This is a genomic window from Streptococcus sanguinis (assembly GCF_050225395.1).
GTDB lineage: Bacteria > Bacillota > Bacilli > Lactobacillales > Streptococcaceae > Streptococcus.
This window is the reverse complement of sequence record NZ_CP071431.1, coordinates 502,614-519,553: the sequence shown is the minus strand read 5'-3', so window position 1 is coordinate 519,553 and position 16,940 is coordinate 502,614. Positions and strand designations below refer to the sequence as shown.

10 protein-coding genes are annotated in these 16,940 nt (G+C 40.2%); all 10 read right to left on the bottom strand.

Translation table 11 applies throughout. The features are described 5' to 3' along the window. Positions 1-271: 271 nt before the first annotated feature. Positions 272-4,789, bottom strand: coding sequence for a S8 family serine peptidase (locus J1C81_RS02615; RefSeq protein WP_002916332.1), 4,518 nt, complete (start codon positions 4,787-4,789; stop codon positions 272-274). A 328-nt stretch (positions 4,790-5,117) separates the two neighbouring features. After that, positions 5,118-6,203 (bottom strand): HigA family addiction module antitoxin, encoded by a 1,086-nt coding sequence (locus tag J1C81_RS02610; RefSeq protein ID WP_002916333.1) that lies wholly within the window; start codon positions 6,201-6,203, stop codon positions 5,118-5,120. Then, complete coding sequence (locus tag J1C81_RS02605) at positions 6,196-6,534, bottom strand: type II toxin-antitoxin system RelE/ParE family toxin (RefSeq protein ID WP_002916334.1); 339 nt, start codon at positions 6,532-6,534, stop codon at positions 6,196-6,198. Before J1C81_RS02605 ends, J1C81_RS02610 begins: the two co-directional genes overlap by 8 nt. A 130-nt stretch (positions 6,535-6,664) precedes the next feature. After that, positions 6,665-8,266, bottom strand: coding sequence for a type I restriction-modification system subunit M (locus tag J1C81_RS02600; RefSeq protein WP_002916336.1), 1,602 nt, complete (start codon positions 8,264-8,266; stop codon positions 6,665-6,667). A 21-nt stretch (positions 8,267-8,287) separates the two neighbouring features. Further along, positions 8,288-8,581: a helix-turn-helix domain-containing protein gene (locus J1C81_RS02595; protein ID WP_002916337.1), complete on the bottom strand. Its 294-nt coding sequence runs from the start codon at positions 8,579-8,581 to the stop codon at positions 8,288-8,290. Next, the gene (locus J1C81_RS02590) at positions 8,571-8,936 is read right to left on the bottom strand and encodes a type II toxin-antitoxin system RelE/ParE family toxin (RefSeq protein ID WP_032909876.1); all 366 of its coding nucleotides are present in this window, start codon (positions 8,934-8,936) and stop codon (positions 8,571-8,573) included. The genes J1C81_RS02595 and J1C81_RS02590 overlap by 11 nt, the downstream gene beginning before the upstream one ends. Before the next feature lie 163 nt (positions 8,937-9,099). Next, on the bottom strand, positions 9,100-10,290 hold the full coding sequence (locus tag J1C81_RS02585; RefSeq protein ID WP_032909890.1) for a restriction endonuclease subunit S: 1,191 nt from the start codon (positions 10,288-10,290) through the stop codon (positions 9,100-9,102). Then, positions 10,283-12,973 carry a DUF4062 domain-containing protein gene (locus tag J1C81_RS02580; protein WP_295345663.1) on the bottom strand — a complete coding sequence of 897 codons (2,691 nt, stop codon included), beginning with the start codon at positions 12,971-12,973 and terminating at the stop codon, positions 10,283-10,285. Before J1C81_RS02580 ends, J1C81_RS02585 begins: the two co-directional genes overlap by 8 nt. 12 nt (positions 12,974-12,985) lie before the next feature. Then, complete coding sequence (locus J1C81_RS02575) at positions 12,986-13,837, bottom strand: macro domain-containing protein (RefSeq protein ID WP_427197475.1); 852 nt, start codon at positions 13,835-13,837, stop codon at positions 12,986-12,988. A 21-nt stretch (positions 13,838-13,858) separates the two neighbouring features. Further along, complete coding sequence (locus J1C81_RS02570) at positions 13,859-16,846, bottom strand: type I restriction endonuclease subunit R (RefSeq protein WP_002916343.1); 2,988 nt, start codon at positions 16,844-16,846, stop codon at positions 13,859-13,861. Positions 16,847-16,940 lie beyond the last annotated feature (94 nt).

The window sequence follows — 16,940 nt, the reverse complement described above, 5'->3', positions numbered from 1 at the left end:
ACCACATCCGACACTCCTAGGCTCTTCAACCTAGGGGCGTCAAGACGCGGTTCCACCCTAATTTATTACTTCATTACTTTTGAAATTATATCCGAAAGCGCCATCTGCACTGCTTCCCTATCCGGCTCACACTATCCCGAACTCGCTAAAAAGTAGACAATGAGAATTCTTTCTAAAAAAGATTATAGCAGAAAATAGAGCCAATGTAAAATACTTATCGAAAAATCCCTCAAGTTTCAACTTAAGGGATTTTAACTGACTTGAAAACCAATTAGACTTGTTTAGGTTTTTTCGGTTTTACTACTCTTGGCTTTCTGCCATCAAGTTTTCTCTTGGCTGCTCTGAGATTGGCGATAGCTTCTTTGACATCTTCCTGGCTGGCACCTGGATCCGCCAAGACTGCCTTAGCCTGTGCATAAGCCTCTAGATAAGCCGCCTTAACCGCGTCAGTAGCATAGATAAACTTATTGCTGATAGCTTGGTAATGCACCTCATCATCGACTATCTTCTTGAGATTGGTAAAGTTAGTCGCCTTGCCATCCAGCTTCTTCTCTGCTGTAGTCAGCTGAGCTAGAGCTGTATCGATTTGCTCCTGGGTCACCTTATCCTGCACCAAGAGCAGAGCCACTGCTTGGAAGGCCTTGTCATAAGCGCGGCGAGTTCTATCCTTAGCATTGGCATAAGCACCTGTCTTAGTGGTAGCAGCATAAGCTTCCACAGCCGCCTTAACCGCAGCAAGGTCAGAGTCCTTGCCGTCTAGATCAGCTGATGCTGTTTCTAGTTTTGCTCTTACATCATCAACTTGCGCTTGGGTCAGTTTGCTTGTCAAAGCTTCCTTGGCTGCTTGATAGGCTTGGTCGTAGGCCGTGCGCTTCGCTGCAGAAGCATTGTAATACTGAGCAGTGCCGACCAGATTAGACTGCTGATTGACAGCTGCCAGCAAGCCTGACTTGACGATAACTCCTAGCTTGAGTAGGTTATTCTTGCCCTCTTTGACCTCAACAGTCGGCTTACTTTCCCAGAGCTCATAGCCAGTCGGTAGGTTGACAAAGACAGAGTAGAATCCAGCCGCTACAGATCTTCCAAAGGCATGCTTACCAAACAGTTCTGCTGGAAGCGTATAAGCATCGCCATTATTATTCTTGAGAACCACTTGGGTATTCTTCGGAACAGCTTGATCAAAGGCAACGCTGACCGGTGCAAAGACCAGCTTCTTGACCAGAAACTCAATCGTCTTAAAGCTATCTTGGGCTGTCAGCTCAAACTCCTGAGTCAGAGCGCTGTAGAAACGAAGCTCATCCTTATCATAAGTAAAGATCTCAGCTGTGTAGCGTCCAAACGGCAGAGCGTTGATTTTCTTGCCCTTGTCCAGTTCGACATACTTGCCCTTGCTATCCTTGATTCGATAGACAAAGGTCGAATGCACATCTTGACGCGTATTGGCATCCACCAGAGCGACACGGATACGACCATCATTTTCAGCACTGACTAGTTCTGACAGAGCTATGGCATCACGGTTGCCCGCATAGTCCTCTACCACATAGAAGATCTTGGACTTGTCCACTCCTTTTGGCAAGCTGTAGCTGCCATCCGCATTGGCTGAGATGTAAACTCGACGCTCGTAATCACGCTCAATGCCAAAATCATCCACGGCTTTAAAGGTCTCTTTCCCTTTTTCATCTGCTTGAAGATAGAAAACCTGCTCTCTCAAAATACCACCGTTGCCAACATCTTTTGGCTTGCGAGCTGTAAAGGTTTCTGCACCATCCTTGGTACTGATATAGCCTGAGCTAATCAAAGGCTTCTGATTATCAATCTGCAGGTTAAAGCTAATCTGCTGCTCTTTAGCACCTGGCACATCTGGCGTATAGCGAACCACATAGGTATAGAGGCCATCCTCCAGCTTCTCACCCTTGCTGTCACGACCATCCCAGTATGTATCTTCTAGTAGGTAGGACTTAGGATTGTCTGACTGACCACTATAATAGTTCTTGCGGCCTTCTCTAATCGTGCTGCTCTGCCAGATTGGGAAGCGATAGTCCTTATCATCTGCCGTATAGACACTAGCTGTCAGATTATTGATATTGCGATAGAGAACTGTCCGATACTGGATGCTGTCCTGATTGCCATCTCCATTAGGTGAGAAGGCCAGACGAATCTTACCATCCGCTCCCAGCTGCAGCACATGCTTACCATCCGCATTTTCTGCAGTTCCCAGTACAATTGAGCTACGAGCAGCTGTTCGACCGGTAGAGTAGAGTGTATCATTTGACTCTGTCACAAGCGAAGAGACATTGTCATCAGACAGGATACTCTTGTCCTCTGGCACTGGGTAATAGAAGCCTGACTTGCCTTCTTGGACCAGATCATAGATTGGTCTTTCTACAGCTGGCAGATCTTGGAATTGCCCACGGAAGCCCATAAATGGCAGACTAACAACATCACCGTCATCTGCTGGATCGACAAAGCGGACAAAGCCTTCTAAGAAATAGCCATTCGGCATCTGCTTGATTAACTCTTCCGCATACTTAGCAGTATTTACCTTGACCGTCACTTTCTGGCTGCTATGAGCCTTGACGGTAACTTCTGGCCAAACCGTTTCGGTTAGTTTGCGAGGTGTCAGGGTAAAGTAGCCATCCTTGACCGCATCCGTGTTGGTATTAACAATCATCTTCAGCGTCCGGTCCTTATCCGTGATATTATGAACCGTAACATCAAAGGTGAAGCTGTCTTGAACATTGCCCAAGGAAACGCTAGGATATTGGTTATCCCCTGTCACATAGAGACCGGTAGAAATAGCCGCTGCCGTATCTACGATACCAGCTCCCTGCTGACGCGGAGAGGTGTAGACACCAGTTTCCTTGTTGACATGTAGCTTAGCTGTGGACATGATGAGGGCTTTGACCAAATCAGCATTCTGAGCAGGCGTCAAGTCTGGATAGTGCTGAAGGAGATATTCCTTGACCAGAGCCGCTACACCAGCCACATGAGGCGTAGCCATACTGGTTCCCTTCATAGAGCCATAGGTATTGTCATTAAGCGAAGAGTAGATATCGCCACCTGGTGCGGTCACATCTGGCTTGAGCAAACCATCTGTCGTGACACCCCAACTAGAGAAGTCAGACAGACTACCTGCTCCTGGATGCGGCCGATTGACCTCAAGACCATTAAAGACCACCTTGTAATTACCAGCTGCTAAAGCCGCTCCATATTCCTTACTGATAAAGGCTGACGGAACCTTTTTAGATTCACTGTCCAGGCTCATCGTTAGGTTAGCTCCGTCAACATTATTGTAGATCAGAGCACCAACAGCACCATGGCTGATGGCATTTCTAACCTTTTCAGCAAAGGTAAAGGAACCTCGCTGGATAAGGGCCAGCTTCCCTGTCAAATCCTTACCAGCAAAGTCCTCTTCACGACCAAGACCAACATGGACATACTCATATTCCTTGCCCTTTTCAAAGGTTGCATTTGTCTCACCCATGGAGTAGCTGAAATGACCGTTCAAAAGCTTATCGTTCTTTTCCAGACCACGAACTTCCATGACTTCCTCTGTCAGAACTGTGTTATTGACAGAAGCGACTGAGATAGAGCTTTCTGCTGTTGAAGGACTGCCAACTAGACCATAGTCTGGATTTTCAACCAGCGGTTTAGAGTATTCACTTCCGAAGGTATTGTCATTACCCGCTGCAATGACAACGCTCACCCCCTTGGCCCGAGCACGCTCAATAGCGGCCTGCAGACTAGGGCTGACATCAACCGTTGAACCTGTTGCTGAACCTAGACTCATATTAATGGTATCAGCTCCCAAAGCCACCGCATCATCAATGGCTTTGATATAGATAGCGTCGCTAGTTGTGCGTTGACGGTCTGAGAAGACCCTCATAAACATAACTTGTGCTTCTGGCGCAACACCATAGACATACTCATCATTAGGAGCTTTCTTGTTGGGATTCCCCGCTGTAATCCCTGTTACGTGCATACCATGTGAGTAGCTATTCTTTTCCTTGATATTGTCATCACCGTCAATATAGTTATAGGCATAGACAACCTTGCTGTTGTACCACTTCCCGTAGTCAATACCAGCCTTTTTCTTAGCCTCTTCCAAAGCTGCCTCTGTCTGATACTTGGCCTTTGACGGGTCAGAAATCTTCAAAACCTCATGATGGACATCCAGACCTGAGTCGATAATGGCTACCACACGACCTTGACCTTTATAGCCCTGAGACCAGGTCTGAGGAACCTTGATAATCTCATTGGTACTGATGCTGCTTGGTTTAGCATCCCGAGAAGTTGGTGACTCTGCTACTGCATCAGGATTAGCAGCAGACTTTTCTGAGTTTGCGGCCACCGGAGACTCTGCTGTTGGACTAGCTGGAGCTGTTGGCTTGGTCTCTGTGGCAGATGGCTGAGTTACTTTCTCAGCACTTGAAGAAGCTTGTTCTGATGAAGAAGTCGCTCCTTTTTCTACAGGAGCGGCAGCAGCTTCCCTAGCCTCTGTCGTAGAAGGCTGGCTAGCCTGCTCTGTACTTGAAGCAGCCGATTCAGAAGAAGCTGGTGCTTTCTCCACAGTAGCTGAACTTGCTGGCTGACTCTCAGGTGTAGTTGCTTGAGAAGCAGGCTCAGTCGCTGATACCACAGCGGCAGTCGTCTGACCTTGCCCTGACGAACTAGCTGTCGCCTGCTCATCCGCCTGAGCCTGTCCAGCACCAAAAACCAGAGCAGTTCCCAGCAGAACAGAAGCCAAACCGAACTTGTATTTACGGAGTGAAAAACGTTGTTTTTGCATAGAAGTCTCCTTACTTTATTTATAAACCATATTATAATAAAAATTTTCTGACAATTCATACAATCCTAACAAATGTAACAAAAACGTAACAATAGCGAATGTTCTAACCAGAAAACTGCTATATGATAAAGTTTCAGGTCTCTATTTATTTGAAATACAGAATAAATACAGTTTAAAATCCGGAAATAAGAAAAAACCAATCAGAACTAGCTCAGAATGTACCAGTTTGATTGATTTGTGATAGGATGTTTATGAAATATTATTTCTCATTGATAAATAAGCAAACGGACTACTTCTTAGAATAAAATTCTCATAAAATCAAAAATTCTCAAGAAACAAAGTAATAGTTCTCTTTTAATTCTCTAAACTGCTCATATCCAAGGTACTGCTCCTTCTGCAAGCGTCCTAAGACAATACTGGGGTGAATATCTATTTCCTCAGCAAAGCGTATGATATCTGACTTATCGAAATTCCCTTTTTTAACAAAAGCTTGATAGTCTTCAGGTCTAATCAAGAGATCTTTTGCAAACTGGTCTGCTTGCTCCTCGGAACGAAGGTATGATTCACTATTACCATCATCAGATGAAAAATCATTCTCCAGAATATGCCCAATCTCATGAAAAAGTGAGAACCAGAAAATATCGGACGCTTTGTTTCGATCCGTGAGTAAAAGCAGCGCACTGCCATTTCCAAATTTTTTGGTCGCACCATTCAGATTGGCATTTGCTAAAGCAGGTAGACCGACTAGGACAACACCACAGTCTAGCAAGATATCAGACAAGCGTTGAGGAAAGACTTCTGGGTCTTGTCTGGTCAACTCTCTCAAAGCAGGCAAGTTTTTCTCTAGTTTTCTACGATTGAGCTTAGTAGTCGTTTTATCACGCGCCTTTTTAGATGCCAACTCCAGCATGACGTTGGAATTCACTATACTTTTAGGCGTAAACTCACGTGTATTCCGATAACTCACTAGATGATTGAAAGTTAAGAGGTTTTCTAAACTTGCAACACCTAGAATCTTGCGAAGTTCGACAATCTTTTCTTTCAAAGTATAGCGCTTTTCTATAACATAGCCCTCTTCCTTAAAATACTTAAAATCAATCATCTCACAGATTTCTTTCTCACAACCTTCTTCTAGCTCTCTTTGTTCTACAATATCTGCAACTTTTACATCGTAAGCATTTTGAAGATTGAGCCAGGTTTGCATGGAAACTCCGCTTAGCTTGGCTAACTTATGAGCTGTTTCTTTACTAATGGACTCCTCAGCATTGACGAGCTTGCTGACAGTCTTTGCAGAAACTCCTAAACGCTCCGCAAATTCCTTTTGCGTTACGTTATAATCTTCAATCAACTCTCCAACATACTGACCTGGATGAAAAGCAATCAGGTCTTTGTATTCAACAATTTTATTACTCATAGTGATTGCTGACCTCCTCTATTTTTAGGATTTCGATTTCAATGGGACTAGGAAAAACCTTTTCTAGATCCTCATCACGAAATTCTACAATCAACCGATAGGAACTCTTTCGACCATCTATATCCAAAGCAAACTGCCCCTGTCTCTTTCCCTTGAGTTGGTGAAAGTGATATTTAGGAAAAGCCGTCACACTAGCCAAAGAATCCGCTGCTTCTAAAAAGTTGATCAACTGATGCAACTTTACAGCAATCTTATCCGAAAAATCCTTTTTCGCCTGCCTCAGCTCTGTGCACTGCTTTTTAACAGTTTTGTTTGTATAGATAAGCTTCATAAATCCCTTTCCGTTAAATTAAATTACCTATTAGGTAATTTAATTATACCATCTTTAAACAATAAAAACCAGCCAAAGATTGATTTGGCTGGGATATTAAATTTGATTGATGTATCTAACTACTTTTCCATCACCCTTTAAACTCCTTCAGAAACTGTTTGAGCTCAGCATCTGCTTCTGGTGTGGTTCCGTGGAGTTGATTAAGCATTTCGAGTAGCGAAACTGTTTGGCTTTCGATTGCTTTATTTGTATCATTAATCTTGCTGACGATTTCTGTTAATGGCTCTACTTCTTCCTCCTCAAAGGTATCTACATAGCGAGGAATATTGAGGTTATAGTCATTTTCGACAATTTCTTCATAGCTTGCTAGATGAGCAAACTTCTCCATGTCCTCTCTACTCTTATAGGCCTTGAGGATCTTCTCAATATGAGCATCCGTCATGATATTCTGGTTTTTGCCCTTATCAAATTCCTTAGAAGCATCGATAAAATAGACGTCCCGATTGGTGCGGTTCTTTTTGAGAATGATGACTGTTGTCGGAATGCTGGTATTAAAGAAGATATTGGCAGGAAGACCGATCACGGTATCAATAGCCCCTTCTTCCAGCAAGGCCTTACGAATAGTTCCTTCTGCATTGCCACGGAAAAGGACCCCGTGAGGTAGGACGATAGCCATAACCCCATTATCCTGCTTGAGGTGGTAGTAACCATGCAAGAGAAAGGCAAAGTCAGCCTTGGACTGAGGTGCGAGTTTCCCAAAAGGAGAGAAACGAGGATCATGGAGGAAGCCAGAACTTGCTGACCACTTGGCAGAGTATGGAGGGTTCATGAGAACACCGTCAAAGTTGGTCGGCTCCTGGGTCGGCCAGTCTTCATCCAGCGTATCGGCATTGTGCAAGAACTGGTTTTCAACAGGAACCCCGTGGAGGATCATGTTCATCCGAGCTAGGTTGTAGGTCGAGGTATTGAGCTCCTGACCGAAGTATTGGACGGTTTGAGGCTGATGAGAATACTTCTTAGCATTGAGCAAGAGCGAGCCCGATCCCATGGTGGCATCATAGAGTGTAAAGCCCTGCTCATCTTCACGCCCTAAAAAGGCAATCTGGGTCATGAGCTTGGCTACAGGCTGTGGAGTATAGAACTCACCAGCTTTCTTCCCAGAGTCGGTCGCAAACTGACCGATCAGATACTCATAGGCATCGCCCAGCATATCACCCGCATGACCTGCCACATCCAGCACTGCTAGCTCTTTCATGACCGCAGCTACTAGCTGGTTTTGCTTTTGAGGAGTTGCCCCTAGTTTCTTGGAATAGAGATCAATGTCCTCAAAGAGGTTTTCATAAAGTTCATCACATTGCTCAATATCTCGGAAGCCCTGAGCTAGATCTTCCAGCTGGAAGGTACCTTCATTGACCCGATCCACCAAGGCTGTAAAGGTCAGGGCTGGCTTGATGACATAGTTGAGCTCATCCTTGATGACGGAGATGAGGTCCTCTTGAGAGTCCGGATCCTCATAGTAGGATCGGTAAAGAGCCAGGGCTTCATCCAGACTCTCTGTCTCCTCCTCCATGGTCTCAGCCACGAAGAAAAGCAACTTATCTGAGAGGTATTTATAAAAGATCATCCCCAAAAGGTAAGACTTATAGTCATTGGCATCCATCTTAGAGCGGAGCACATCCGCTGAGTTCCACAGGGCTTGGTAAAGCGACTGGGAGGTTTGTGTTGTTTCCATAGTAATTCTTTCTGATTTCTTTTAGACGTTTTCTTGTTCCAGTGGGACGACAGCGAGGGTCTTGCCCAGACTGGCTAAGACTTTCAAGACCGTATCCAATTGAGGGCTGGTCTTTCCTGTCTCCATCCGAGCAATGACCGGTTGACTGACACCACTGAGTTCTTCAAGTTTCTTTTGGCTAATGCCCTTTTCATGCCGGGCTTCGATCAACTCTGTCATGATTGCGACCCGCAGATCACTTCCCAGGATTTCTTCCTTGGTAAAGAGCTCTGCTCTCACATCTCTCCAATTGCTACCGATGGCACTATTCTTCATCTCTTAGCCCTCTTTCCTTCAAATCTTGCAACGCTCGCTTGGCTTTCTCGATCTCTCGTCTGGATGTCTTTTGCGTCTTTTTGACAAAATGATGCAGTAAGACAAAGCTTCCATCCAGCCAAGCCACGAATAAAATCCGATCCCGCAAAGGTCTCAACTCCCAAATCTCCACATCCAGATGCTTGATATAGGGTTCACCAGTACGCGTTCCATGCTGGCTCAAAAGCTCGATATAGTCGTTGAGCTTGTTGAGTTTGATCCGGCTGTCCTTGCTATCACGACGAGCTAGCTCCCTCATATAGTCCAAGACCGGTTGACTTCCATGTTTGTCCTTATAAAAATAAATAGCGTGCACAAAGCAACACCTTTTCGAATTCATTATCACTCTAAAGTTATTAAAAGTAAATACTTTTAAGTTATTAAATACTAAGGAGCAACCTTTGAAAGAATCAAAGGAGCTCACTTATACTATTCGAAAAATGCTATATTTATGGTATTGTTGAGGGTAATTGAGAAGGTTAGATAAACATATCATGTAAGAGTTTCTTTTTGAGTGTTTCGAGCTGAGAGATTTTTTCTTGATGCGCAGCAATGAGGCTGTCGAGGTTAGAGAAATAGGTACCGATGGATTGTTGTTCTTGAAATGCTGGACATAAAAATTCGTATTTTTTAAAATCAACAGTCGTAAAACTTGCCTGATTTACCGCAGGTTTAGTAATAGATTTTATATAATTTTGATAACTTTGTACGAAAGTCATTAAATATATAAAATAAGGATAATAGTCTTCTTTTACAGTTAATTTCAATATATTCGTTGTATATATTGTCTCTCTATCTGGTTCTCTTGACACAATCGCAGCAGTTCCCATTTTTGCCTCACTATTTATAAAATTAACCAATATGTCATTCTCTTTTACAAAATAATTTGCTGTATTAGCCCCTTTAGGATCTTCCTTAAACCAGTATTTTATATCTCTATCCAAATTCAAATTTCCGTCACTAATATTGTTAGCTCTAATAACTGGAAGGCCAATATCATCATTTGATAATTCTCGCGACAAGCCACTTTTTAACTCAGACAATACATCACCTAATTTTATAATTCTCCACTCTCCTTCAAATCCATCCAAACGAATCTCAGGAACAGACTGTCCAGCTTTGGGAAACATCTTGGAAAGCATAGTCGCCTTGAAAGATTGGTAATTAGCAAGATTGTCCTTGTAGCTAGCAAGAAAGTCGTCGAGAGTGCGGAAAAGAGAGCCGATAGCGGATTGTTCGTCAATCTCAGGATGATACACTTTATAGTTCCCAAGTTGAGGAGCTGTTAATTGTGGAACACCCGTAGACTCATTTAAAATTCTCATAGAATTAATCTGATTTTCAAGATAATCAACATCAATATTTTCCGATTGAAGAGTTAGAAGTCTAACAATTGGAGTAAAATTTTCATGTCTTGCTACTGCATATCCAACATCTCCACGTCCTGTAACAGTCACTGCAGGGGCTTTCACTTTATAATCATCATAAAACCCAACAATTCCTTTGTTTGTCAAAGCATTTGCAATAACAGGATATTTCCCACTTTCCTTCAATCTTTCTTTATCTACATCACCACCAGCAGATATGTTGACTATATCTGCAATTCTTTTTTCTACCCAAAAAGCTTTAAAATTGTTAAACCTAATTTTGGGAATTTTAAAATTATTCATTAGAATTTTCCATTCTATATTCATTTGCATACTTAATTACTAAATGGTGATTATCTAATTTTGCCTTCTCTATAATATATTCTTTATAATCACCATTTGAAATAATTTTATCTATATTTGTTACAATAACTAGTTTTATGTCTGAGTTAGAACAATCCATCATATTTGACAGTTGATTTAATATAATCTGATTAACTATTTCATATTTAGTTAGTTTAATTAACAAATCTGTTGCATTCATCTTAATATTTCTAGAATAATGTTTGGTCATGTTTAAACAAAAATAAGTACAAAACATAATAAATTCACTACTCGGGGAAAATTTATCAAACTCAAAGATTGTTCGTAAGAATGATATTACCCTCTTAATTTCAAATATATTTTCATCAGATAGTTTGAGTATATCGTTAATAACAAGATTATAATTACCATCATAAATACTTTTCATTACATTCAGTTGAATAGATAAAATAATTGGATTTTCATCAGTTAAATCACTATGCACTCGCAATGTATTTCTATTTGATTGCAATACATCGATTAGTTTTGACCAATTATGATCATGAATCTGAGAAAAATAAATTTGAAATAAAATGTTAAATGAAGAATATTTATCACTTAATAATTGATTGTCTGAAGTAATAGTCTGCTTGAAAATATCAATAAGTTTATTAAATGTTTTTTCAGATAATTTTACATTATCTATCTTAATAATATTAAATATTGTTTGGAAATTATTTACTGCCGAAAACGTATATATCCCATTTTTACCTTGAGTTCTATTATAACTGATTATATCTTCAATAAATTTATCTATATATTTTTCAGGAACAATATTGTGTTCTAGTTCAAGTTTGATTTTCTCCATTAATAAAGAATCATTCTCCTCAATATACCTCAATAATTTAGTATTATCATTAGTAGAATTCCTTACATAATTAATCAAAGCATTACTATAACTTCCGTATGCATTTAATTGATATTCCTCATTTTTAAATATAAAATAATTTTCTACTTTTTTCTGAATTTGGTTAGATAGCACACTATAGTCCATTCTAGATAATAGAGAAAATGCACTATCATAAAATCGAATTAGTTTTTTATCAAAAATTATATCTAGAATTACAATGGTATCTTCATAATTAGATCGGGTTATAATTTGTTTTAAAGCCTCAAAAATTGGTTTTTCCAAATTCAACTCACTATTCTCTTGATTCAACCATTTTATGACCTCACCTTTAAATTCAATGAGGAACGAAGCAATTATAGAATCATTTATATAATCTGAAAAATGACGTAATAAGTAGCATTGGGAACGTAAACGATTATTGAAAAATTCGATATTACGAATCAATCCTATAGTATATTCAATCTCTTCTGCACTAATGGTCCCTATTACTTGTTTCGATTTAAGCAAGAAATTAGCTAGTACTTTATCCGAAGAGGTTACTGCTAAAGCAAATAATTCTATTTTAAATTCATAATCATCATACATTTCGGCAAGTGTTCTTAAAAGCACTTTCATCAAATTTTTCACATGTTGTATATGAGCAATAGAGGCGTAACCTAATGATAATATAAATGATTCTGATATCCATTGAAATACGCCAATATTACATAGATTATAACTTCTTACAGATTCTAAATATAAATTGTCTGCATGGAATTTATCTATCTTTTCAAAAAACATTTTCTCTTTTCTATCTAACAATGGAAAGTAGATGGGCTCTTTTGAGTTATTTAGATATTCCAGACCACTATTTGAATTTGGCCAACTATTTTCATAATTATCTTTTTCATTTTGAATGTTTCTTAAATCTATTGCTAAATTGTTAACTATCCATTTCGGAATATTGACATCATCAGCTACTTTCACTAAATTCTCAGATAGAATGGATATTGCACCACTTAGATCTCCCTTAAAATATAACTTTATAGCACTAAATCTTTGAGTTAAAATTTCTTTTAATTCCTCTTCAGCTTTTGAAACAAAATACTCCTCTAGGATGTCAAAATTAATTTCCAAGAATTTATTTTTATTAAAAATAAATTGAAAAAACTTTATTATCTCGTGATCAATGTTTGATAATTTATTTTCATCTCGAGATAAGTTTAACTGAAATATTTTGAAAAGATATTCACATAACACTTTAGATTCTTTTGAAATATCAAGAATTGTTGACGAATACTTATCTGTATTAATGTCAGATATTTTATAATCAACAATATCACTGTTTCTATAACGATAATAATGAATAATATCTCCAGCAATTGATTCAATTACTATTTCCGGAATCTGATCAAACACGGGTATTTCTGAATACTTTTCTTTTGCATTGAGATCTTCCTGCAATTGAGTCCTATCACTAGAATTTTCAGTACAAAAGAAATATAAACATTTTTTATTGTGCTTTTTTGCAGCGTCATTCTCCTTTAAAACCGAAGGACTGATCCCATCTTCATTATCAATAATAAACAAGCATACGTCACAAGACTTTACATGATTTATATAAAACTCCTCCGATATTACACTGCGACTCCCCTCTTCTTCATAACATATTGAACTCATTAAAGGCGAATCATTAATGAGTTTAGAGAGTCTTTTACGCATCTCTCTATACTTTCCATCGCATTTAGAACTAATAAAAACTTTAATCGGATCTTTTACCTTATTCGTACTCATCTCTCACCTAAATTATAATATAGAAATTTTATCTCTATCTTCCTTTCGGATTACGATTTCAACATCAGATATTAATTTTGTTCTACGTAGCATGAAGTATTTAACCATAAATTCTAATTGTTGCTGATGATTATAATTCAGTTTGGATAAACCAGAACCAACCAAGGGTAGATATATCGGATTACCATTAGAATTCCTAAAACAATTATCAACTATTGCATTCAAAACTATAAGATAATCTTGATCACTAGTTATAGCATTCTTATTATTTTCTATAATAGATAATGCTATAAAATGATATCTAACGTCACCAATATCCACAAAAGCAGTACTTCCGATAGGATACCTATTATAATTTCCTACTGATTTTCCACCTTTTTTCACATCATTACCAATATTTACTGATGATATATTCTGTTCTCTCAAACTACGCTTAATCTTCTTATCAAGCTCTGTCTGTGATACTAAATTATTATCATATAAAAATTTAATAACTTTTCCATGAAGTGAATTGGTAGAAATAACCGAATCATCTATTTTGGTATCAAAACAACTATTTACAGGAACTATTAAATTAACTTTACTAGCGCCAATATAATCTAAGATATTGCCATATGTTCCTGAAACTTCAAACTTATTATATTTAAAATATATTACTCTACTTTTGAAATAGCAATTTAACAATGCATAAGCGAAGCTTAAGACATATAATACAAGAAAAGTTATTATAACTTTAAATATATGGCTTATTATATTATTACTTTCATAAATATCACTGATATTTATAAAAGTCGCCAATAATGATAACAAGGATAAAAAACTAAAAAAATACTTGTACGATAATTTAAATGATTTTTTTATCAAATGTATTTTACTTCCCTTCTCCTACCTCCCCACTCTCAATGGTTCAATCACCTCTTCGATCAGTTGGGTATAGGCTTCTTTGATTTGTTTTTTGTAGCTGAGTGGGTTGAGGGCATCTGCTACTTCTACCTTATAGTCTTTATAGCGTTGGCTCTTGGTTAGCTGGCTTTCACCTGTTTGCTTCTTAGCGCCTTTGCGGTAGTGCTGGATATAGTAGCGAAGCTCGTCCTCTCCGACATACCATTTTTTGACAAAGTTGGAGATATGTTTGTCAATCACCGTCTCAATCATGTTATCTAAGACACCTGTGATGGATAAACCTCGATAGAGTTTTGGATTTGCTTGCACTTCTGTCCAAAGATTTTGAATGATTGCCGCAAGTCCTGGATTGGTCCTATTCAAGCCTTGGATATAACCATCCACGGCAGCAATATCCTTGTCACTAAGAGGCTCTGCTACATTATCATCCTGCTGGATCATACTTTGGATGAGAGTTAAGATATAGGCATAGTTGATCTCATCGACCTGGACAGACTCTAGTTCATAGTGGATATCCAGCGGATCATCTTGATCATCGTCATCTACACGGCTTTTAAGCTCTGCTAGAATGTTTTGATAGAGACCTAGGTAGCTTTCTAGCTTGGCATCAGTCAAGCCAGTCTCTTGGTAAATCTCCTCTTCTTTGTATTCATTATAGACGCGGATAGAGGCCAGATACTTATCAAAGGCTTGGTAAGATTTCGCTATTTTACGTAGCTGAGCTGTGCTAGCTTGCTCGATAGCGATTCCTTCTTCTTCATGGTCCGTAACTTGAGCTTGAAATTCTCCGCAAGCTGATAGAAAGTTGCTTTTTTCTTCTTCCCAGCTTGGAGCTAAGACCTCATTTTCTCCTCCATTGGAGTAGAGCTTGAGGGCATTGTCGACGGCTTCCTTAAAGGCTTGAGGACGCTGGAAGGTGATGATATGGCCGAAGCGCTTCTTGTCATCAAAGATCCGATTGGTCCGGCTAAAGGCCTGGATCAAGTCCTGCGGGCGCATGGGCTTGCGATCAATAAAGAGCGTGGAGAGACAGGGAGCATCAAAGCCGGTCAAGAGACGATCAACCACGATGACCAGGTCCAACTGCTCATTGCGATAGAGGTACTTGTCCTGCTTTCTGGCCAGGCGATTATTGACATCGGTATTAAAGCCCCTCAGATCCGCTAGTCTAAAATGCGTGCCAAACTCTTGGTTGTAGTCCTCCATGACCTGCTTCATATGTTCCTGGTAGCCGATGGATTCTTCCTCATTTTCAGACACTGAGTAAGTGATGGTAAACTTTGGAAAATCTGGTAAATGGCGTTTGACCCGTTCAGAGACCTTGACCCGCTCCTTGCCAGCCATGATACTCTTGAGCAGATTATAATAAGCCTGTGCTTGTGGAATAGACTTGACCGTCAAAATAGCATCATAGCTTTTTCCAACTCCTTTAGGGATATTGAGCTGTTGCTGGCTCTTATTGAGGATAGCATCCAGGACTTCTAGCATGTGTTCCTTGTCCTCATAAGCACTATCAGGGATCTCTTCCTCCAGCATATCAGAGATGATAGTATTTCGATAATCCACCTTAAAGCCAAGAACCGCTCCATCATGGATGGCTTCCTTAACTGTGTATTCATGTAGGCGTTCGCCATACTGTTGGTGAGTGGTTTGAGCCAAGTCTCCCACTTGTTTTCGTTTGTTTTCCTTGAAAATCGGAGTTCCTGTAAAGCCGTACCAGAGAGAGTTTCGGAAGTAGGCCTTGATCTCCTTTTGCATTTGGGGAGTAACAGCTCGGTGGCACTCATCCACGACAAAGGCCACATGCAGGTTCTTGATCTTCCCAGCATCCCGCTGGTACTTTCCTTCTTCAAATTTGCGCATCATGGTCGTAATTTTCTGAATGGTCGTGACTACCACGCGCTTGTCGTTACCACCTAGGCGCTTGACTAATTCGTGAGTATTATCGGTCTCATCGATATCAATGACATCATTGGCAGCGTATGAGAGGAAGGACGAGGTCGTCTGCTGGTCCAGATCTCTACGATCGACGACAAAAATGGTCTTTTGGATGGCGGGAATCTGCAAGAGATTGCGGGCCACCTTGTAAGAGGTCAGGGTCTTCCCTGAGCCTGTCGTGTGCCAGATATAGCCCGACTCTTGACGGCGAGAAGCATCCTGTACTGCCTCAATGGCATGAATCTGATAAGGGCGCAGGAGGATCAGGGCTTTCTTGCTATCGTCTATGACCGAGTACTGCATGACCATCTGATGAGCCCGCGGGATGGAGAGAACCTCATGGGCAAAGCTGGTCAGATCCGTCACAGGCCGGTTGTCTTTATCCACCCACTTGGTCAGGAACTGTTTGTTTAGCTTATTTTCACGGGCTGCAGCGATATAGCGAGTGTCGACCTTATTGGTCACGACAAACATCTGCAAGCTCGAGTAGATGCCACGGAACTTGCCTTCACGGTCGTATTTTTCTATCTGATAAAAAGCTTTCAAAAATCCAACTCCTGGACTCTTGAGCTCAATGTGAATCATAGGAAGTCCATTAATAAGAAGAGTCACATCCATTCGTCTGTCTTGATCTTGAGGGTATGCCTTGTCTCGCTCGACTTGGTTGACTACTTCATAGCTAGATTTTCCAGCAGCGATATTGTCCCGCCAGATGACCGCTAGACGGATGGTACCAAGACTAGCATCTTCGCGCTGAACCTCTACCTTGGCAATGCCATTTTCTCCTGCTAGCCACTTGGCCGCCTCATAATAACTGACAAAGTTTAGCTGATTCTTGATTTGGTGTTTTTCTTGATCAGTCAAGGGATGATCCGCTAACATGGCGACATTATTTTGAGCTAGTTTCTCAAAAAAATTCTCCCACAATTGGTCCTCTGTCTTAAGATCTTTCCGATAGGTCCACTGGCTTTCTCCAGATGCCAACTGCTGGATCAACTGTTTTTCAATTTCTAATTCCTGGCTTGTTTTCATTTGATTTCCTTCTGCTTTACACGAGAATTTTTGTATGATGCTTCTGATTTTTATTATAGCATAGAAAGGCTTGATTTTATAGCGTTTTCATGCC

What these genes read in the sequence shown, in the direction of transcription:
- J1C81_RS02580 (WP_295345663.1), bottom strand. Translation starts at nt 12,973, where the DNA reads ATGAGTACGAATAAGGTAAAAGATCCGATTAAAGTTTTTATTAGTTCT.
- J1C81_RS02605 (WP_002916334.1), bottom strand. Translation starts at nt 6,534, where the DNA reads ATGAAGCTTATCTATACAAACAAAACTGTTAAAAAGCAGTGCACAGAG.
- J1C81_RS02585 (WP_032909890.1), bottom strand. Translation starts at nt 10,290, where the DNA reads ATGAATAATTTTAAAATTCCCAAAATTAGGTTTAACAATTTTAAAGCT.
- J1C81_RS02615 (WP_002916332.1), bottom strand. Translation starts at nt 4,789, where the DNA reads ATGCAAAAACAACGTTTTTCACTCCGTAAATACAAGTTCGGTTTGGCT.
- J1C81_RS02610 (WP_002916333.1), bottom strand. Translation starts at nt 6,203, where the DNA reads ATGAGTAATAAAATTGTTGAATACAAAGACCTGATTGCTTTTCATCCA.
- J1C81_RS02600 (WP_002916336.1), bottom strand. Translation starts at nt 8,266, where the DNA reads ATGGAAACAACACAAACCTCCCAGTCGCTTTACCAAGCCCTGTGGAAC.
- J1C81_RS02570 (WP_002916343.1), bottom strand. Translation starts at nt 16,846, where the DNA reads ATGAAAACAAGCCAGGAATTAGAAATTGAAAAACAGTTGATCCAGCAG.
- J1C81_RS02595 (WP_002916337.1), bottom strand. Translation starts at nt 8,581, where the DNA reads ATGAAGAATAGTGCCATCGGTAGCAATTGGAGAGATGTGAGAGCAGAG.